The organism is Pseudomonas sp. Pc102, from assembly GCF_018408275.1.
GTDB classification, from domain to species: Bacteria; Pseudomonadota; Gammaproteobacteria; order Pseudomonadales; family Pseudomonadaceae; genus Metapseudomonas; species Metapseudomonas tohonis.
In genome coordinates this window covers 3119665-3139446 of the sequence record NZ_AP021905.1, presented here as the reverse complement: position 1 = coordinate 3139446, position 19782 = coordinate 3119665, and the positions used below count along the sequence as shown (strand labels likewise).

Sequence of the window (19782 nt, the reverse complement as noted above, 5' to 3'; positions counted from 1 at the left end):
TCCGGTATTCAGATGTCCAGGACCAGCTTCGGGGTCCTGGCGCGCGAGCAGCAGACCAGGATCTGGTCGTTGGCGGCCTTCTCCTCGTCGGTCAGGTAGACGTCGCGGTGGTCCGGTTCGCCTTCCAGCACGTCGCACAGGCAGGTGCCGCAGACGCCCTGCTCGCAGGAGATCTCCACCTTGATGCCGACGGTCGCCAGGGCTTCGAGGATGCTCTGCCCCTGGGCCACCTGCACCGTCTTGCCGCTGCGCGCGGCGACCACTTCGAAGGCATCGCCACTGGCGTCGACCTCGACCTGGAAGTACTCGCGGTGGATGTTGGCCTCGGCGTAGCCCGCCTCGCGCGCCGCGCCGATCACCCAGTCCATGAACCCGGCCGGGCCGCATACGTAGACGTGCACGTCGGCCCGGGGCGTGCCCAGCACGCGCGGCAGGTCGAGCTTCTGCGCCGGCTCATCGTCGAAATGGGTCTGCACGCGCCCGGCGAAGGGTGCGGCGGCCAGCTCGTCGAGAAAAGCGGTGCGGCTGCGCGAACGGCCACAGTAGTGCAGTTCGAACTCGCTGCCGGCAGCCTGCAGTGCATGGGCCATGGCGATCATCGGGGTGATGCCGATGCCGCCACCGATGAGGATCGAACGGCGCGCATCGGTGGCCAGCGGGAACAGGTTGCGCGGGGTGCTGATCTGCACCTCGGTGCCTTCCAGCAGGCTGTCATGCACGCCCAGGGAGCCCCCGCGCGAGGCCGGGTCCTTGAGCACGCCAAGGCGATAGAGGCTGGAGTCGGCCGGATCACTGCACAGCGAGTACTGGCGCACCAGGCCGGGGGCGACGTGGATGTCCACGTGGGCCCCGGCTTCGAAGGCAGGAAGCGTCGTGCCGCCGACGGGAAGCAGGTCGAGGACGACGACGCCGTCGCCCTGCAACTGGCGCTTGTGCACCACGACCTTGAGGAGTTGTTCTGTCATCTCGGGTTCACCCGCATTGCACGTCATGGAAAGAAGGCGGCCGTTCGGCGGCCGTCGCATCGTTGTTCGGTTGCGCCTCAGCGCATGTACAGGCCGCCGTTCACGTCCCAGGTGGCGCCGGTGGTGAAGTAGGCTTCCGGCCGCGTCAACTGCACGACCAGGTCGCCGACGAAATCCGCATCGCCCAGGCGCCTGACCGGGATATTGGCCAGCAGCCCCTCCATGCGCTCCGGCGGGATCGCCGCGCGCACCGCCGGGGATTCGATGGGCCCCGGGGCGATGGCGTTGACGGTGACGCCGCTGGCCGCCAGCTCTTTGGCGAAGACTTTGGTCAGGGTGACGATGGCGCCCTTGGAAGCGGCGTAATGCGCACCGGTGGCGGTGCCGCCGTTCTGCCCGGCCAGGGACGCCAGGTTGACGATGCGCCCGTAGCCGGCCGCCGCCATGTACGCGCCGAACACCTGGCAGCCGACGAACACGCTGCGGGTGTTGAGGCTCAGCACCCGGTCGAACTCCTCGGGGCTGATCTGCATCACCGGCGTCGTCAGGGTCATCGCGGCGTTGTTGACCACTGCGTGCAACGCGCCGAAGCGCTCCAGGGTCGCACCCAGCGCCGCCTCGAAATCGGCCTTGCTGGCCACGTCGAGCTGCAGCGCCAGGCTGCGCTGGCCACCCGGGTCGAGGCGATCGGCGGCGGCCTGGGCGCGTTCCAGCGACAGGTCGGTGATCACCACCGAATGGCCGGCGGCGAACAGCCGGCCGGCGATGGCGAAACCCAGGCCCTGGGCGGCGCCGGTGACGAGTGCGATCTGACTCATTTCAAGCTCCCAAGGGTCTGCTCATGGGCTCGCGAGCTAGAGCGAGACAAGGAAGCAATGGCTGAGAGAGCGGAATTTACGTGCTGTAAATGAGCATCTCGAAGCCATTGATGACGCCGTATCGCCGACGCGCAGCAGCTCATGGGCAGACCCTCACAGGATGTAGCCGATACCGGCAAGGGTATCGGTGGAGTTGATGAGTTGAATCAGCTTGCGCTGGATGCGGAAGCCCTCGCCTTCGCGCTGGAGCTCGAAGGTGATGTCGGCGGTGTAGTGCTTGAGCACGTCCTTGCGGAACTCCCGCAGGTTCTGTGCACAGCGCACGGTGACCACGCCGTCCTCGTCGCCCAGCACGCGGAAGCGCGACAGGGCGCGCACGGTGCGGGCGCGCGGGCTGGTGGAGATGGATTCGCCACCGATCAGGCGCTGCACGCGCAGCTTGCGCATGTGATGGTCGTCGTAGGCGTAGTTGAGGGTGTTCTCGAAGTCGGTCTCGTTGGGGTCGATGGGGATGATGTAGGTCCCCTTGTCGGCCCAGAGGTCCAGCCAGGCGTCGAATTCGCCGTGGTCGAGCATGTCCGCTTCCTGCCAGATGAAGGCGCTGACGTGGTTGAGCAATTCAAGGTTCATGTTCGGTCTCTCAAGTAGTGCGTCGAGCAGCAGTGCCGTCACTTGTTTCGCTCACAGGAATGGGGTTCTCCCCATTCCGTAGGAGCGAGCTCTGCTCGCGAAGCTTTCGTGGCGTCCGTGTTCGCGAGCAGAGCTCGCTCCTACCGGCATGTGCCATCCGGGTTGGATATCGATCCGCCCTAGGCCGACATCATCTTTTTCCACTGCTGGTAGGCGGCGCGCATGCCGGTCTCGGCACTCACGTCGCTGACCCGCCCGTCCTCGCTGGGCTTCTCGCCCGGCAGGCCGCGGTTGAGCATGATCCACAGGTCGGTGCCGGCCTGGGCGCCCTTCTGCACGCGCTCCCAGGCCTCGGAATCGTCCGGGGTGCCGAAGCCCATCGGGCCCTGGAAGTGCTCGTGCAGGCGCAGGCGGTAGCGGTTGGCCACGGCCGGGCCGCCGTCCATGGTGATCACCGCGTGGTGGATCTCGGTCTCGTTCACCGAGATCGGCTGCAGCACGCGGAAGAAGGCCATGGAGCAGGCGACGTTGGGGAACAGGTTGAGGTTGAAGCCCGAGCCGCCGACGGCGCGGACGATGCGGCGCACCTGCTGCTCGTCGATGCCTTCGCCGCGCAGCTCATCGGCCAGGGCCTCGAAGCGCTCGGGGATGGGTTTGTCGAGGTCGGCCTCGAGGTCGATCAGGTCCGGGATCATCACCATCACGCTGTGGCCGTTGCCCAGGTCCTCGACATAGCCCGGGCCCTTCACGAAGTCGAAGAGCTCCAGGGTCTGCTCGTCCACCGAGGACAGGAACGACTTGTGCACCAGCGGGAAGTGGTAGGCGTCGGTGGTGTTCTCCAGCTGGATCTTCCAGTTGCCGGGGAAGCGGAAGCGGTGCTCGCCGGAGACCTTCACGCCGTAGCCGGCGCCCTGCTTCATGAACAGGTCGATCCACTTCTTCGCAGGACCAAGGAAGTCCACCAGCGGCTCGATGTCGTCCTTGAAGGTGGCGAAGATCATGCCGTTGTACTGCTCGACGCGCAGGCTCACCAGGGGCAGTTCGCCCTTGTCCAGGCAGTCGGCGTAGCTCTCCGGGTGCGGCACGCCGCGCAGGCTGCCGTCCAGGCCGTAGCTCCAGCCGTGGTAGGGGCAGACGAAGCTGTTGGCCTTGCCCTTCTTGTGTTCGCAGACGGTGGCGCCACGGTGGCGGCAGCGGTTGAGCAGCACGTGCACGTCCTTCTTGCGGTCACGCACCACGATCACCGGCTGCTTGCCGATGTAGGTGCTCTTGTAGCTGCCGCTGTCGGGGATCTCGCTGGCGTGGGCGACCCAGATCCAGGTGCTGTAGAACACCTTCTCCAGCTCCTCGTCGAAGATGCGCCCGTCGGTGTAGAGCGAGGTGTGCACGCGGTCATGCAGTACCAGGTCGGCCGGGGTGGCGGCCAGGTTCACGGTTTCGATCAGGTTGGTCACGATCACTCCTCGTCGGCGCTGGGTGCCGACTTGATTTTTCTCGCCGTGCCGGCAAGGCGGAGCTTCCGGTCGGCGCGATCTTTGTAGGGTGGGCTTGAGCCCACGTCTGGCCTTTCTGCGGTGGGCTGAAGCCCACCCTACGTCTGTTGGTTCTTGCCCGGCACCGGCAGGTGCGCGGCGCTGTTCCAGGTATCCACCGGGCGGCTGAACAGGTTCTCGGTCTGGAAGTGCGCCATGCGCCAGGTGCCCTCCTCCTCGCGGAACTCCACTGTCAGGTGCGCCGCGTTGAGGTGCGAGCCGCCGGCGGCGAAGGTCGAGGTCTGCAACATCACCCAGCTGCCGGTCGCCACGCCGCCCTCCACGCGGATCAGTTCCGAGCAGAGGAAATGCACGTTGAGGGCGAAGTGTGCGGGCTCGACCATGTAGGTGGCGAACATCGCGGCGATGGCCTCGCGGCCCCGGTAGCCGCCGAAGCTCTTGGCGTACTTCGCCCCCTTGCCTTCCCATACCGCATCCGTGGTGAACAACCCGGCCAGCTCGTCGAGCGGGGTGCTGGCGTCCAGCGCATCGCACAGCACCATGTAGCGGTTCATGCAGGCGCGTATGGCGTTCTCGCTTTCCAGCTGGCGCAGGCGCGCCTCCAGGGCTTCGGTCGGCATGGCGGTCACGCGCGCTGGATGATCAGTTCGCGGCCGGTGCGGGCCTCGACCTTGCAGTAGCGCCACAGCTTGTAGGGGCCGGAGCCCACGGCGGTGGTGCGGAACAGGTTGCAGGCGGCGTGCACGGTCTCGATGTCCGGCACGTCGGCCAGCAGGTAGGTGGTCCAGGGGTAGCCGGTGGACGGGCCGACCATGCTCTGGTCGTCGTCCATGTTGCCGAACACGGTCACGCCGGGGAGGTCGTGGATGCCGTTCCACATGGCGCTGAACGCGGCCCAGACTTCCAGTTGCTCCTCGCGCGGGGCATCGAAGAAGTTCTGGTTGATTCCCATGCAGAACAGCACGCGCAGGGCTTTTTTCTCGCTCATCACAATCACCGATCAGTCAGTTGGAATTCACAGGTAGCCGGGCAGCGGCTTGTTGCCGAAGAAGATGGCGCCGGCGTTCTGGTAGGTCATGTCACCCATGAAGGCGTGCTGGGTGATCACCAGGGTGTCGTTGACGAAGCGCGACAGCGGGTTCTCGCGGTACACGCCACTCATGCCGGACAGCATCTGCGCGCTGCGCGCCACGTCGGCGGACACTCGGGTCGCATGGGTCGAGGACAGGCGCAGCAGGTTGGTCTGCTCCACCGACACCGCGTCGCCGGCGAGGATGCTGGCCCAGGCACTTTCCATCGCCTCGTAGAACCAGGCGCGGGCGGCGCGCAGCTCGGCTTCGGCCTTGGCCACCTGCATCTGCGCCAGCGGGCGGTCGGAGAGCGCCGGTGCACCGGTCACCGAGAAGCGGCCGCTGGCCATGCCGCCGAGGTAGTCCAGCGCGGCGCGGGCGACGCCCAGGCCGACCACGGACAGCACCTGGGTGGCGAAGGACAGCGACGGGTAGCGGAACATCGGCTCGTCGAGGTTGGCCGGGCCACCACGGACGAAGGTCCAGTCCTCGGGCACCACCACGCCGTCGATCACCACATCGTGGCTGCCGGTGCCGATCAGGCCCACCACGTCCCAGGTTTCCTCGATCTTCACCTTGTCCCGCGGCATCACCGCCAGACGGGGCAGGCCGAGCATCTCGCCGTTCTTCGGGGCGATGCCGACGCCGATCAGCGAGGCGCCCATGCAGCCGCTGGAGAACTTCCAGCGACCGTTCACTTCCAGCCCGCCCTCGACGAAGGTGGCCGGTTGCGGCGGGAAGATGCCGCCGGCGAAGACCACGTCCGGGCCGTTGGCGTAGACCTTCTCCAGGGTCGCCACCGGCAGCGAGGCCAGGTACACCGGGTTCATGCCGAAGCTCGCCACCCAGCCGGCGGACCCGTCGGCGATGGAGATGTCTTCGATCATCTGGCAGAACTCCATCGGCGAGCGCTCATCGCCACCGAAGCGCTTGGGCACCAGGGCGCGGTACACGCCCAACGCCTTGAAGCGCTCGATGATGTCCTGGGAGATGTATTTCTGCCGGTCGAATTCCTCGCTCCGGGCGCGCTCGCGGATCTCGGCGAGCAGCGCCTGGAACGCGTCGTTGGCGGTGATCGACACGGGGCGCTGGTAGTCCAGCTCGCTTAGCGAAGACATGGTGTGCTCCAGGGTTGGCATGGGTTAGGGCTCCAGGCGCCGGACCAGCTCGCGGGCGACTGCGCAAAGCAGCTCGTCCGCGCCCTTGGCGGCGATCAGTTGCAGGCCCACCGGCAGTTGCGAGGCGCCCACCAGGGGGATGCTCAGCGCGGGGTGGCCGGTGAGGTTGAAGGGCCGTACGAAGGCGGTCATGCCGATCACCGCGCGGGTGTCGGCGGCATCGGCGGTCGGCAGCGGGTAGTCGGGCATGGTCGGCATGGCGAGGATCGGGCACTGCGCCAGGGCTGCATCCACCTCGGCGGTGAAGGCCGCGCGGCAGGCCTCGGCTGCCGTCAGCGCCTCGTCGGTGGTGGTGCCGGCGGCTTCCAGGCGGCCGGCGATATCGGCGCCGACCTTGCCGCTGGCCAGCAGGTGCTGGCAGACGTTCCAGGTCTCGCGGTTGATCACCGTGAGGCCGGCGTCATAGGCGGCGCGCATGCCCGGCAAGGGCAGCGTCTGCAGGGGGAAATCCGCGGCGGCCAGGGCCGCATCGACGGCGAACTGCACTTCGTCCAGCGCCTGCACCGGCACCACGCCGATGCGCACGCCCTCTATGGAGGGCAGCGGGCCGAAACCGGGGGCGATCAGGCCCATGGCCTCGATCAGCATGTCCATGTCACGGGCGAAGGGCCCGACGCAATCGAGTGTCGACCGTTCCGGCATCACGCCCCGACGGCTCACGCGGCCGAAGCTGGGCTTGAGGCCGAACACGCCGCAGCAGGCGGCGGGGATGCGCACCGAGCCACCGGTGTCGGTGCCCAGCGAGAAGTCGCATAGCCCGGCGGCCACCGCCACGGCGGAGCCACTGGAGGAGCCACCGGGAATGCGCCCGGGATAAAGAGGGTTGTCCGGCGTGCCGGTCCAGGCATTGATCCCGGTGGTGCCGAAGGCCAGCTCATGGAGGCTGGTCTTGCCGATGATGCGGCAGCCGCCATCGAGCAGTGCCTGGATCACATCGGCGTTGCGGGTGGCGTCGGGGGCTTCTTCCAAAGCACGGCTGGAAGCGCGGGTCGGGTAGCCGGCGATGTCGATGGTGTCCTTCACCATCACGGTCCTGCCGGACCCTCCAAGCTGCAGTTTCTCGACGACTGTCGCCATGCCTTCACCTGTATTCGAGTTGTTCGCGCTGTGCGCTTTCAGGGAAGCCTTCTGCCTGCCGGGGCAGGTGAACGCTTAAATCTAAAATCGGAATATTTACGTGAAATGTCAATTGAATTTTGGCAAATAAATCGGTGTGTAGATTCGGTGCATTCTTCGTCGTCACGCACCCTTTCCGTGCATTTCGGTAACAGCCTTAAAAATGGATTTTTCACTCATAAATCATATTTTTATCGTTTAATTTCAATAGTTTGAATATTTGTTGATAAACATAATCATTCAATAAACTGTTCCCGTCTCGTTATCGAAGCCGCTGCTCGAACCTCATGGAAAAAGAAATTTCAGGCACCCAAAACAGGTCAAAAATGCCACCTTAAAAATGGTTTTTTACACACTGAAAACCCACGATTTTTCGGTCAGGAAATCGGCTTTCCGGAAGCCGTATTGATCCAGATCAACGCCTTGTCGCTTGCGGGATCGAGACGCATCGGCCGCGTAGCGCGAATGGCCGCCGGAACCCCATCGCCGCCCCTTCGTCCAGCACCCGAACGCGGCGTGCCGAAACGCCCCCTGCGCGAATGCGCCGTAACGGGGTAACGATTTTTCCTGGCATGCAACCTGCTATCGCCCTACACGCCACTCGGCCCGACACGGGCTCGACGGCGCCGCCCTGCCCTCGGCAGCGTGCAGCGCACGGGCACCACAACAAGAAGGACCACGGGCCCGCCAAGCGGCGCCCGTCGGACAACCGCCCCGTATCGCCTTGCAACTCTTCGGAGAAAGTCATGCTCTTCAAGAAAGCTGTGTCCACGTTGCTCCTGAGCGCCGCCTGCGCCTCCCTTGCGCAGGCCGACGTCAAAGTCGGCGTCATCACCTCCTCCACCGGCCCCATCGCCCTGGTGGGCCTGCCGCAGAAGAACAGCGTGCCGCTGCTGCCGACCCAGGCGGGCGACCAGCAGGTGAAATACATCGCCCTGGATGACGGCAGCGACCCGACCGCCACGGTCAAGGCGCTGAAGAAGCTGATCAGCGAGGAGAACGTCGACGCCATCATCGGCCCGAGCGGTTCGCCCAACGCCATGGGCGTGATCCAGTTCGCCGCCGAGGCCGGGGTGCCGCTGCTGGCGCCGGTCGGCACCGCCGCCGTGGTGCTGCCGATGAACGAGCAGAAGAAGTGGGTGTTCAAGACCACCCAGAACGACGACCTGATCGCCAAGGCGCTGGTGGACGACATGGTCGCCCGTGGCGTGAAGACCCTCGGCTTCGTCGGCACCGCCGATCCCTACGGCGAGAACTGGTCGAAGGTGATGGGCGCGATGGCGGCCGAGCACGGCATCAAGGTGGTCGCCAACGAGCGCTTCCAGCGCCAGGACACCTCGGTCACCGGGCAGAGCCTCAAGGTGCTGGCCGCGCGCCCCGACGCGGTCCTGGTCGCCGCGCCCGGCAGCTCTGCAGTGATGCCGCAGACCACCCTGTTCGACCAGGGCTACCGCGGGCAGATGTACCAGACCCACGGCGCCGCCCTGCCCGACTTCCTCAAGCTCGGCGGCAAGAAGGTCGAGGGCACCATCCTCGCCGCCAGCCTGATGCTGGTGCTGGACGAAGTGCCGGACAGCCACCCCTCGAAGAAGGTCGCCGCCGACTACATCGCCGCCTACGAGAAGCTCAATGGCAGCAAGCCGGCAACCTTCGGCGCCAACACCTTCGACGCCGGCCTGCTGCTGCAGAACGCCATCCCCGTGGCCGCCGCCAAGGCCGCGCCGGGTACGCCGGAGTTCCGCGCGGCGCTGCGTGACGCGCTGGAGCAGAGCCACGAGCTGGCCGCCACCCAGGGCGTCTACAACATGACGCCCGAGGACCACAGCGGCTTCGACGAACGCGGCCGCGAGCTGATCCAGGTGAAGAACGGCAACTGGACGCTGCTGCGCGGCAACTGATCGCGAGCACGGGCTCCGCCTGGTGGACAGCGCTTTTCTGTCCACCAGGCGGAGCCCGGGCCGACGCCGAAAGGTGGATGGAAAAAGCGTCATCCACCCTACGCCCCGGTCATGCCGCACACACGTACGCCCCCATACCGCAACAAGAGTTCCCACCATGAATTTCCAGATAGCCATGCTGCTCGGCCAGGACGGCATCACCAACGGCGCGATCTACGCGCTGCTGGCCCTGTCGATCCTGCTGGTCTTCACCGTCACGCGCATCCTGCTGATCCCCCAGGGAGAGTTCGTCACCTATGGCGCGCTGACCATGGCCACCCTGCAAGCCGGCCACCCCACCGCACTGGTCTGGCTGCTGCTGGGCCTGACCCTGGTCGACTGCGCGCTGGACCTGTACGACGCCGCGCGCTCCAGCCACGCCTTCCGCTTCCCCAGGCGCATCCTCGCCAAGCTCGCCTACGCCCTGGCCATGGTCGCGGCCATCCGCCTGCTGCCGCTGGCCGAGCTGCCCATGGCGGTGCAGGCGCTGCTGACCCTGGCCCTGGTGGTGCCCCTGGGCCCGCAGATCTACCGCCTGGTGTTCCAGCCCATCGCCTCGGCCAGCTCCCTGGTGCTGCTGATCGTCTCCATCGCCGTGCACGTGGCCATGGTCGGCATCGCCCTGCTGCTGTTCGGCCCGGAAGGCGCGCGCACCGCGCCCTTCTCCGAAGCCGGCCTGGAGCTAGGCCCGGTGACCTTCAACAGCCAGACGCTGTGGGTGATAGCCGTCTCCCTGGGGCTGATCATCGGCCTGTTCCTGTTCTTCGAACGCAGCCTCTACGGCAAGGCCCTGCGCGCCACCGCGGTCAACCGCATGGGCGCACGGCTGATGGGCATCTCGCCGAGCCTGGCGGGCAAGGCCACCTTCCTCCTCGCCACCTTCATCGGTGCGCTGTCGGGCATCCTCATCGCGCCCATCACCACGCTGTACTTCGACTCCGGCTTCATCATCAGCCTCAAGGGCTTCGTCGGCGCCATCATCGGCGGCCTGGCGAGCTACCCGGTGGCCGCCCTGGGCGCGCTCTCGGTGGGGCTGATCGAAGCCTTCTCGATGTTCTGGGCCAGCACCTACAAGGAGATCATCGTCTTCACCCTGATCATCCCCTTCCTGCTCTGGCGCTCGTTCACCCGTCGTCACGTGGAGGAAGAGGAATGAAACCCCGCTACCTGATCCTCGGCCTCGTCGTCCTGCTCGGCATCGCGCCGCTGGCGTTGCCGCCGTTCTACGTCACCCTGCTCAACTACATCGGCCTCTACACCCTGGTGGTGCTGGGCCTGGTCCTGCTCACCGGCGTCGGTGGCATGACCAGCTTCGGCCAGGCGGCCTTCGTCGGCCTCGGCGCCTACACCACCGCCTACCTGACCACCGCCGAGCAGTTGCCGGCCTGGCTCGCCTGGGCCAGCGCATCGCCCTGGCTGACGCTGCTGGTGGGCGTGGCCATCACCGCCCTGGTGGCGCTGCTGCTCGGCGCGCTGACGCTCAAGCTCTCGGGCCACTACCTGCCCCTGGGCACCATTGCCTGGGGCCTGTCGCTGTACTACCTGTTCGGCACGGTGGAATCCCTGGGCGGCCACACCGGCGTCAGCGGGTTGCCGTCGATCTCGCTGTTCGGCGTGCTGCTCGACAAGGGCGAGAAGGTCTTCTACCTGATCTGGGTGGTGCTCCTGCTGGCCATGCTGATCACCCAGAACCTGCTGGATTCCCGCGAGGGCCGCGCCATCCGCGCACTCAAGGGCGGCCAGCTGATGGCCGAATCCATGGGCGTCGACACCTTCCGCTCCAAGCTGGTGATCTTCCTCATCTCGGCGGTGTTCGCGGCGGTGTCCGGCTGGCTCTACGCCCACACCCAGCGCTTCGTGAACCCCACGCCCTTCGGCCTCAACATGGGCATCGACTACCTGTTCATGGCGCTGATCGGCGGCGTCGGCAGCGTCTGGGGCGCCCTGCTCGGCAGCGGCATCCTCACCCTGCTCAAGCAATGGCTGCAGGACCTGCTGCCGCACCTGCTGGGTAGCACCGGCAACTACGAGACCATCGTCTTCGGCCTGCTCATCGTGCTGCTGATGCAGCGCGCACCGGGTGGCCTGTGGCCGCTGCTGGTGCGCCTGGTGCCCAGTCGCCTGCGTGCCCGCCAGCGCCTGCCGGCGGCCGAAGCCCCCGCCCGCGAGCTGCCGCAACGGCAGCGCCCGGCCCACGGCGAGGTGATCCTCGAAGCGCGCCACGTCACCCGGCGCTTCGGCGGCCTGGTGGCCAACAACGACATGAGCCTGGAGGTGCGCGCCGGCGAGATCCTCGCCCTGATCGGCCCCAACGGAGCCGGCAAGAGCACCCTGTTCAACCAGCTCTCCGGCGTCGACACCCCCAGCAGCGGCGACGTGCTGTTCATGGGCAGGCGCATCAACGGCCTGGCCTCGCGCCGTGTCGCCGGCATGGGCATGAGCCGCACCTTCCAGCACGTGAAACTGCTGCCCGGCATGAGCGTGCTGGAGAACGTCGCCATCGGCGCCCACCTGCGCGGCGGCAAGGGCGTGCTGGCGTCGGCCCTGCGCCTGGACCGCGCCGAGGAAGCCGACCTGCTCGCCGAGGCACGGCGCCAGCTGGAACGCGTCGGCCTGGGCAACTACCTGCATGAAGAGGCCGGCAGCCTCGCCCTCGGCCAGCAGCGCATCCTCGAGATCGCCCGCGCGCTGTGCGCCGACCCTTGCCTGCTGCTGCTCGACGAGCCCGCCGCCGGCCTGCGCCACAAGGAGAAGGAGGCCCTCGGCCTGCTCCTCAGCCGCCTGCGCAGCGAAGGCATGGCCATCCTCCTGGTGGAGCACGACATGGACTTCGTCATGGGCCTGGTGGACCGCGTGGTGGTGATGGAATTCGGCCAGCGCATCGCCCAGGGCCTGCCCGACGACGTGCAGAAGAACCCCGCCGTGCTGGAAGCCTATCTCGGAGGCGCAGAGTGATGAACATGCAGATCGAACCCCTCAAGAGCGTGCAAAACCAGGTGGCCGACGCCGTGCTGGAGGTCAGCGACCTGTGCGTCGCCTACGGCAAGGTGGAAGCCCTGTCCAACGCCAGCCTGCGGGTCGGCCAGGGGCAGATCGTCACCGTCATCGGCCCCAACGGCGCCGGCAAGACCACCCTGCTCTCGGCCATCATGGGCGTGCTCGGCTCCCGTGGCCGGGTCGAGTTCGATGGCAGCCTGGAAGCGGTGCCGGAGGTGGAGACCCTGGTCTCACGCGGCCTCGGCCTGGTGCCGGAGAAGCGCGAGCTGTTCACCAGCATGAGCGTGGCCGACAACCTGCTGCTGGGCGCATTCCAGCGTCACCGCCGGGGCGACCGCAGCCACGCCGCCACCCTGGCCGAGGTCTACGCGCTGTTCCCGCGCCTGTGGGAACGTCGCGACCAGCTGGCCGCCACCCTCTCCGGCGGCGAGCGGCAGATGCTCGCCGTGGGCCGCGCGCTGATGGCCAAGCCCAAGCTGCTGATGCTCGACGAACCCAGCCTGGGCCTGGCGCCGCTGATCACCCGCGAGATCTTCCGCATCATCACCGCGCTGCGCCAGCAGGGAGTCTCCATCCTGCTGGTGGAGCAGAACGCGCGTGCGGCACTGCGCGTGGCGGACTATGCCTACGTACTGGAAACCGGGCGCATCGCCATGCAGGGCCCCGCCGCCCAGCTGGCCGATGACCCGCGCGTGATCGAGGCCTACCTCGGCCTCGCCAGCAAGCATCAGGACATGCTTGCCGGTTGACCCGTGCCCGCCCGGCGATCCCGGGCGGGCCACTCGATGGAGCGACCCCATGAAGCAACCTCCCCTGCGTATCTGCATCGCCGGTGCCGGCGCCATCGGCTGCACCCTCGCCGCCCGTTTCGCCGCCAGCGGCCAGCGGGTCAGCGTGCTGGCCCGAGGCGAAACCCTGGAAATCATCCGCCGCGACGGCATCCACCTGAATGACCTCGACGGCGCGCATCAGGTGCGGGTCGACGCCAGCGACGACGCCCGCCAACTGGGCCGGCAGGATGTGGTCTTCCTCTGCACCAAGGCCCCTGCCCTGGCCGGGCTGCTGCCTGGCATCGCGCCGTTGCTGGGCGACGAGACGATGGTGGTGCCGGTCGTCAACGGCGTGCCCTGGTGGTACTTCCACGGCCTGCCCGGGCGCTTCGCCGGGCGCCGCATCACGGCCGTGGACCCGGACGGCGCGCTGCTGGCGGCCCTCGATCCGGCGCGGCTGATCGGCTGCGTGGTGTTCATCACCGCGCAGTGCCCGGCGCCCGGCGTGGCCGAGTCCGGCAACCCGCACCTGATGATCGTCGGCGAGCCGGACAACCGCCTGACGCCCCGCCTGGAACGCCTGCGCTCGGTGATCGCCGACGCCGGCATCGAAGCCCGCGCCAGCGAACGCATCCGCGACCCGCTGTGGACCAAGATCATCGCCAACCTCACCTCCAACCCGTTGTCCGTGGTCAGCGGCGCCACCCTGGAGCAGCTCTACAGCCAGCCCGGCCTGCGCGAGCTGGCCCGCGCCACGCTGAACGAGGCGTTGCTGGTGGCCGCCAGCCACGGCGCACGGGTCGACATCGACCCGCAGACCTTCCTCGAGCTCGGCGCCGGCATGGGCGCGGTACGCACCTCGATGCTGCAGGACCACGACAAGGGCCGCCCGCTGGAGCTGGCCGCCATCGGCGACGCCGTGCTGGAACTGGCCGAACTGCTCGACCTGCCCATGCCCATCACCCGCCACCTCATCGCCCTGGCGCGCTTCCGCAGCGCCAGCCACTGAACAAGGAGATTTCCATGAACGCCATCGCCGTCACCCAGCCCCAGCATTGCAGCGACGAGGAATGGGCCCTGCGCGTGCAGCTCGCCCACTGCTACCACTTGGTGGATTTCTTCGGCTGGACCGAAACCATCTTCAACCACATCTCCGCGCGCCTGCCGGGGCCCGCGCACCACTACCTGGTCAACCCCTTCGGCCTCAACTACCGCGAGGTGACCCCGGCCAACCTGCTCAAGGTCGACCTCGACGGCCACAAGCTGGAAGACTCGCCCTACGACGCCAACCCCGCCGGCTTCGCCCTGCACAGCGCGGTGCACGGCGCCCGCGACGACATCCACTGCCTGATCCACACCCACACCACGCCCATCTCCGCCGTGGTGCAGAAGAAGGCCGGCTTCGGCCACCACGACTTCTACGGCGCGCAACTGTACGGGCGCATCGGCTACCACACCTTCGAGGGCATCACCCTGTTCGACGACGAGAAGGCGCGGATGATCCAGAGCCTCGGCGACAAGCACATCCTGGTGCTGCGCAACCACGGCATTGCGGTGGGCGAAAGCAGCATCGCCAAGGCCTTCTTCCTGCTCTGGACGGTGCAGCGCGCGGCAGAGATCCAGTGCGCGGCCGGCGCCCTCGGCGGCGAGGACAACCCGCTACCCGAAGCCGTCAGCCAGAAGTGCGCCGACCTCACCGCCATGCTGATCCGCGAGAGCGGCTTCGCGGTGAAGTTCTTCGACGCCATGGTGCGCAAGATGCAGGCCGAACGCGGCGCGGGCTGGTGAGCATGGGCGCCTCCCTCGCCACCCTGCCCGCCTTCGTCGAGCCGCCCATTTCGCGGCTCGCCCCGGACGGCCGCCTGCTGGCCTGCAACGACGCGTACCTGGCGCTCTCCGGCTACCGCCGCGAAGAGCTGCTGAACCAGAGCTTCGAGCTGATCAACCACCCGCAGATGCCCGCACCAGTGATCGAGCGCATGTGGCGCACACTGCGCGCCGGCACGCCCTGGAGCGGCCCGCTGATGGGCCGCACCCGGGACGGCGCGAGCTTCTGGAGCCAGCTCTACGTGGTGCCGCTGTTCGATGGCGGCGAGCTGGTGGCCCTGGGCACCGTCTACCACCCCATCGACGCGGCGCAGAGCCGCCGCGCCGAGGCCCTCTACGCGCGCCTGCGCCAGGGCCGCGCCCCGCTGCCGCTGGCCAGCCGCGTGCACCAGTGGCTGGCCGGCCAGGGCCTCGGCCTCGCGCTGGCCCTGCTGCTGGGTGGCGCCACCCTCGGCGCTCATGTCGCGCCGGCACTGGGCGGCCTGGCCCTGGCGCTGCTGTTCGGCGCCGCCTGGCAACGGCGGGCGGCCCAGCGCCGCGACCTGCAACGCGCCCTCGGCGGCCACGCCCAGGTTTACAGCGACACGCTGCTGGCACCGATCTACTGCAGTGCATCCGGCGGCAGCGGCCTGTTCGAGATGGCGCTCAACAGCCAGAAGCTGCGCATGCGCACGGTCATGGCACGGATCAGCATCAACGGCGAGATCCTCCGCGCCCGCAGCGAGGAGTCCGCGCAACTGGTGGCCAGCGGCGCCGAGCAACTCGACCGCCAGTTGCAGGAAGCCGAGCAGTCGGCGGCGGCCATCCACGAGATGAGCGCCACCATCCAGGCGCTGTCGCGCAATCTGCAGGACGCCGCCCAGGCCACCGCCCAGGTCGACCAGTTGGCCCACGACGGGGAGCGCCTGGCCGAGCAGAGCCAGGCCTCGATGCAGGGCATGCGCGCGTCGGTGGCGGACATCGATCTGGCCGTGGGCCGGCTGGCGGAGTCCATCGAGTCCATCAGCGGCATCGCCACGGTGATCCAGAGCATCGCCGAGCAGACCAACCTGCTGGCGCTGAACGCGGCGATCGAGGCGGCGCGGGCCGGGGAATCGGGGCGCGGTTTCGCCGTGGTCGCCGACGAAGTGCGCACCCTCGCCTCGCGCACCCGCGACTCCACGGGGCAGATCCAGCACTCCATCCAGCGCCTGCGCGACGGCAGCGCCGAGGCCCTGGCCACCGCGCGCCGTGGCGAGCTGGCGGCGCAGCAGTCCGGGCAGGACGTGGAGCAGGTGCGCCAGGCGCTGCGCCGCATCTGCGGGGAAGTCGGGCAGATCAGCGGCATGAGCCTGCAGATGGCGGCCGCCATCGAGCAACAGGGTCAGGTCGCCGAGGAGGTCAACCGGCAGATCGCGCAGATCGCCGGGCTGGCCGAATGCAGCGCCGGCCAGGCCCAGCGCAACAGCCAGATCGGCCAGGAGCTGCACCAGTTGGCCAACTCCCAGCTGGACCTGGCCCAGCGCTTTCTCGACGGCTGAGTCGTGCCTGATGCTTCCGCCCCTTCAAGGGAGCGAAAGCCGTGCAGCCATCCCGCGTTTCGCCCGTAGGGTGTGCTGCGCGCACCTGCCCCTCACCGGACGCACCGAGCGGCGGTGCTCACCAGCCGCTGCGCAGGGTCTCCGAAGGCAGGCAGCCGTACTGGCGGCGGTAGTGGGTGGCGAAGTGGCCGAAGCTGCTGACACCGTGGCGCAGGAGGATGTCGGTGACGCTGTCGCCGGCACCCGCCCGCTGCAAGGCCTCGTGCACCCGCGCCAGCCGCCGGCTGCGCACGTAGTCGGTGGGCGACTGCTGGAGGAAGTGGGCGAAGCCGTTCTGCAAGGTGCGGATGGAGACGCCGGAGAGCTCGGCCAGGGTGGCCAGGGCAATGGGTTCGTCCAGGTGTTCCTCGATGTAGTCGCGGGCCCGGCGCACGTGCACCGGCACCGGCTGGCGACGGTCCTCGCTGAGGGCTGCGGAGTAGTTGTGCGGCAACTGCGTCAGCAGCACCGAAAGCAGGTAGTCCGAGAGGCCGCTGCCCAGGGTCGGTGCCAGGCCCGCGGCCATCGGCCCCTGGTGCAGGCGGCAGATGTAGTCCAGCGTCTCGCGCACCGCCGCCATCCCCGGGTGCCCCGGCGCCACCTGGATATCGAACAGCAGCGGCTGCTTCAGCGGCCGCTCCAGCAAGCGCTGCAGCTGGCGCTCAAGGGCATCGCGCTCGACCCGCAGGATGAGGTTGCGGCAGTCCTCGTCGATGCGGATCAGGCTGCGCTCGGAGGGCGAGGAGACGGTCAGGCTGCCCTGCTGCATCGCCACGCTCTGGCGGCCCAGGGTGAGGGTGCCGGAGCCCTGCAGGGTGACCCGCACCAGGTAGTAGCTGGCGATGTCGCCGGCATCGATCTCCACCCGTGCGCCGTAGTGCAGGTCGAACAGCGCGGAGCTGCCGAAGAACACGCCGTAGAGCGCCGAATTCGGTGCCTCGCTGCGCTGCATGTGCATCCGGTGCGGCCACAGGTAGTGGCTGACCTTGTCACGGATCTCGCCGATCCCGGCGGTCGGGTTCAACAGGCGGTGTCGCTGGAGAAGGGATGCGTCGTCGAGCATGCTGGTGGCCCCGCTGTCGCTGCGGCGCGCCCACTGCAGGCGCCGCGAAATGGTGGAAATGGAAAGCAATTTCCACGCCACGCAAAGCAAATCTGCGCAGCCGGAACAGCGGCTGCGCCTGGGGCATAGAGGCCGGGGGAACAAGCGCATAAAAAGACGGGACGGGGCTCCGCGACGACGGGTTCCGCGACTTGGCGATGCATGAAAACAAGAAAGGGCGCACCCGGGCGAGGCGCATCGGTAACGCAGGCGTCACCGATCTACCCCCACCCATTCGACGCTGCCGCAGACCTCATCACCACCGCCTCGAGGGGCCGAACCGAATGACCAGCCAGACACCCACCGACACCACCCGCAAGCGTTACGTCTACGAGTGGTACGTCGTCGCCATCTGCATGGTGGCCTACATCTTCTCCTTCGTTGACCGGCAGATCCTCGCGCTGATGATCGAGCCGATCAAACACGACCTGCAGCTCTCCGACACCCAGTTCAGCCTGCTCCACGGGCTGGCCTTCTCGATGTTCTACGCCTTCATGGGCATGCCCATCGCGCTGCTCGCCGACCGCTTCTCGCGGCCCCGGATCATCGCCATCGGCGTCGCCTTCTGGAGCCTCGCCACCGCCGTCTGCGGGCTGAGCAGGAACTTCACCCAGATGTTCCTCGCGCGCATTGGCGTCGGCATCGGCGAGGCGGCGCTGTCACCGGCCACCTATTCGATGCTCAGCGACATGTTCCCGCGCGAGAAGCTCGGCCGCGCCGTGGCCATCTACTCCATCGGCTCCTTCATCGGCGGTGGCGTGGCCTTCCTCATCGGCGGCTACGTGATCGACCTGCTGAAGAACCTCGACAGCGTGACCGTGCCGCTGCTGGGCAGCATGCGCCCGTGGCAGGTGACCTTCTTCCTGGTCGGCCTGCCAGGCCTCTTCGTCGCCCTGCTGATCGCCGCCACGGTGCGCGACCCGGCGCGCAAGGGCCTCAAGCTCGATGCCAACGGCCAGGTGCACAAGCCCAGCCTGGGCCAGGCCTTCGCCTTCCTCGGCCACCACCGGCAGACCTTCACCTGCCACTACCTGGGCTTCTCCTTCTACGCCATGACGCTGTTCTGCATGCTCAGCTGGACCCCGGCCTTCTACATGCGCAACTTCGGCCTGGCGCCGAGCCAGGCCGGCTACATCCTCGGGCTGATCGTGCTGCTGGCCAACACCAGCGGCGTGCTCTGCGGCGGCTGGCTGATCGACTGGCTGGCCAGGCGCGGCCATGCCGACGCGCCGATCCGCGCCGGGGTGATCGGCGCCATCGGCATGGCGGTGCCCGCGGTTGCCTTCACCCAGGTGGGCGAGCTGTGGCTGTCGCTCGCGCTGCTGGTGCCGGCGATGTTCTTCGCCTCCTTCCCCATGCCCGCCTCCACCGCGGCCATGCAGATCCTCCCGCCCAACCAGATGCGCGCCCAGGTCTCGGCGCTGTTCCTGCTCATCTCCAACCTCATCGGCCTGGGCCTGGGCACCACCCTGGTGGCGCTGCTCACCGACCGCCTGTTCCAGTCGCCGGCGCTGGTCGGCCACTCGGTCTCCCTGCTCAACCTGGCTGCCGTGGTGCTGACCCTGGCCCTGCTGGGCAAGGGCTGCGGGCACTTCCGCCGCAGCCTCGCGCGCGAGGGGATCGCCTGACGCCCCGCCCCACCCTCGCGGCGGCGCAGCCCGCCGCGAGCCCACCGCCAAGGCCCCCGGCCTCCCCGCCGAACCTGACCTGCATCAAGGCAATGGCGAGCGCCTGTCGACAGCCCGCGTGCAACCCCCTATAAATCACCCCCACCACACCCGCAGCAGCACGCAGTCACCATGACCACCCCGAAGAAACGCCAGAGCCGCTACAACCCCGCCAGCGACAACTTCCGCAAGGAAGACTTCCCCTTCTACTGGCTGGCACGGGTGCATGGCCGCTATTCCATGGCCATGGAGAAGGCGCTGAAGAAGATCGACATGGACATCCCGCGCTGGCGCATCCTGTTCATCCTCAAGGAGAACGGCGAGTCGAGCATCTCGGAAATCTCCGAGCACGCCATCGCCAAGCTCTCCACCGTCACCAAGATCGTCTACCGCATGAAGGCCGATGGCCTGGTGGACACCAATCCCTGCAGCAACGACGGCCGTGTCACCCAGGTCTCCATCACCGAGGCCGGCCGCCGCACCGCCGAACAGATCCAGGTCACCACCGCGCACATCTTCACCAACAGTTTCAAGGACCTCAGCGAAGCGCAGATCACCAAACTCAACGGCACGCTGGAGAAGATCTTCAACAACCTGCCGGAGGATTGAGACCCGCACAGCGTCCGCTGCACAGTCTGTCGACATTCTCGGCA

Annotated in this window: 19 protein-coding genes; 9 read left to right on the top strand and 10 right to left on the bottom strand. The window is 67.7% G+C overall.

Features of this window, described 5'->3' with window-relative positions; all coding sequences use genetic code 11:
* Positions 1–8: 8 nt before the first annotated feature.
* The 9 genes from PHLH3_RS14560 to PHLH3_RS14520 all read right to left on the bottom strand — a co-directional run bounded on the left by PHLH3_RS14560 (position 9) and on the right by PHLH3_RS14520 (position 7397).
* Complete coding sequence (locus PHLH3_RS14560) at positions 9–965, bottom strand: PDR/VanB family oxidoreductase (protein WP_213630149.1); 957 nt, start codon at positions 963–965, stop codon at positions 9–11.
* A 77-nt stretch (positions 966–1042) separates the two neighbouring features.
* On the bottom strand, positions 1043–1783 hold the full coding sequence (locus tag PHLH3_RS14555) for an SDR family NAD(P)-dependent oxidoreductase (protein WP_213630147.1): 741 nt from the start codon (positions 1781–1783) through the stop codon (positions 1043–1045).
* Between the two features lie 153 nt (positions 1784–1936).
* Complete coding sequence (locus tag PHLH3_RS14550) at positions 1937–2413, bottom strand: aromatic-ring-hydroxylating dioxygenase subunit beta (protein ID WP_173178070.1); 477 nt, start codon at positions 2411–2413, stop codon at positions 1937–1939.
* A gap of 179 nt (positions 2414–2592) precedes the next feature.
* Positions 2593–3867 carry an aromatic ring-hydroxylating dioxygenase subunit alpha gene (locus PHLH3_RS14545; RefSeq protein ID WP_173178069.1) on the bottom strand — a complete coding sequence of 425 codons (1275 nt, stop codon included), beginning with the start codon at positions 3865–3867 and terminating at the stop codon, positions 2593–2595.
* A 137-nt stretch (positions 3868–4004) separates the two neighbouring features.
* Complete coding sequence (locus PHLH3_RS14540) at positions 4005–4526, bottom strand: nuclear transport factor 2 family protein (protein WP_213630145.1); 522 nt, start codon at positions 4524–4526, stop codon at positions 4005–4007.
* 5 nt (positions 4527–4531) lie between these two features.
* A complete protein-coding gene (locus tag PHLH3_RS14535) occupies positions 4532–4894 on the bottom strand; it encodes an IacB protein (RefSeq protein WP_213630143.1) in 363 nt (120 codons plus the stop codon).
* Between the two features lie 27 nt (positions 4895–4921).
* Positions 4922–6094 (bottom strand): acyl-CoA dehydrogenase family protein, encoded by a 1173-nt coding sequence (locus PHLH3_RS14530; protein WP_213630141.1) that lies wholly within the window; start codon positions 6092–6094, stop codon positions 4922–4924.
* A gap of 24 nt (positions 6095–6118) precedes the next feature.
* On the bottom strand, positions 6119–7231 hold the full coding sequence (locus PHLH3_RS14525; RefSeq protein WP_213630140.1) for an amidase: 1113 nt from the start codon (positions 7229–7231) through the stop codon (positions 6119–6121).
* Between the two features lie 4 nt (positions 7232–7235).
* A complete protein-coding gene (locus PHLH3_RS14520; RefSeq protein WP_213630138.1) occupies positions 7236–7397 on the bottom strand; it encodes a hypothetical protein in 162 nt (53 codons plus the stop codon).
* Between the two features lie 619 nt (positions 7398–8016).
* Here PHLH3_RS14520 and PHLH3_RS14515 point away from each other — a divergent pair.
* The 7 genes from PHLH3_RS14515 (at position 8017) to PHLH3_RS14485 (ending at position 16321) form a co-directional block, all read left to right on the top strand.
* On the top strand, positions 8017–9168 hold the full coding sequence (locus PHLH3_RS14515; protein WP_213630136.1) for an ABC transporter substrate-binding protein: 1152 nt from the start codon (positions 8017–8019) through the stop codon (positions 9166–9168).
* A gap of 157 nt (positions 9169–9325) precedes the next feature.
* Positions 9326–10363: a branched-chain amino acid ABC transporter permease gene (locus tag PHLH3_RS14510; protein ID WP_213630135.1), complete on the top strand. Its 1038-nt coding sequence runs from the start codon at positions 9326–9328 to the stop codon at positions 10361–10363.
* On the top strand, positions 10360–12162 hold the full coding sequence (locus PHLH3_RS14505) for a branched-chain amino acid ABC transporter ATP-binding protein/permease (RefSeq protein WP_213630133.1): 1803 nt from the start codon (positions 10360–10362) through the stop codon (positions 12160–12162). Before PHLH3_RS14510 ends, PHLH3_RS14505 begins: the two co-directional genes overlap by 4 nt.
* Entirely contained in the window at positions 12162–12953 is a 792-nt protein-coding gene (locus PHLH3_RS14500) for an ABC transporter ATP-binding protein (protein WP_173178061.1), read from the top strand. Before PHLH3_RS14505 ends, PHLH3_RS14500 begins: the two co-directional genes overlap by 1 nt.
* Positions 12954–13002: 49 nt before the next feature.
* Positions 13003–13983 (top strand): 2-dehydropantoate 2-reductase, encoded by a 981-nt coding sequence (locus tag PHLH3_RS14495; RefSeq protein WP_213630131.1) that lies wholly within the window; start codon positions 13003–13005, stop codon positions 13981–13983.
* 14 nt (positions 13984–13997) lie between these two features.
* Positions 13998–14762, top strand: a complete 765-nt coding sequence (locus PHLH3_RS14490; RefSeq protein ID WP_213630129.1) for a class II aldolase/adducin family protein — start codon at positions 13998–14000, stop codon at positions 14760–14762.
* A gap of 2 nt (positions 14763–14764) precedes the next feature.
* Positions 14765–16321 (top strand): methyl-accepting chemotaxis protein, encoded by a 1557-nt coding sequence (locus PHLH3_RS14485; protein WP_213630128.1) that lies wholly within the window; start codon positions 14765–14767, stop codon positions 16319–16321.
* A gap of 118 nt (positions 16322–16439) precedes the next feature.
* Here PHLH3_RS14485 and PHLH3_RS14480 read toward each other — a convergent pair whose 3' ends face one another.
* A complete protein-coding gene (locus PHLH3_RS14480) occupies positions 16440–17492 on the bottom strand; it encodes an AraC family transcriptional regulator (protein WP_244863041.1) in 1053 nt (350 codons plus the stop codon).
* 254 nt (positions 17493–17746) lie between these two features.
* On the opposite strand from PHLH3_RS14480, the gene PHLH3_RS14475 reads away from it, so the two are divergent.
* Complete coding sequence (locus tag PHLH3_RS14475) at positions 17747–19090, top strand: MFS transporter (RefSeq protein WP_213630126.1); 1344 nt, start codon at positions 17747–17749, stop codon at positions 19088–19090.
* A 171-nt stretch (positions 19091–19261) separates the two neighbouring features.
* A complete protein-coding gene (locus tag PHLH3_RS14470; RefSeq protein WP_021217341.1) occupies positions 19262–19738 on the top strand; it encodes a MarR family transcriptional regulator in 477 nt (158 codons plus the stop codon).
* Positions 19739–19782: the final 44 nt, after the last annotated feature.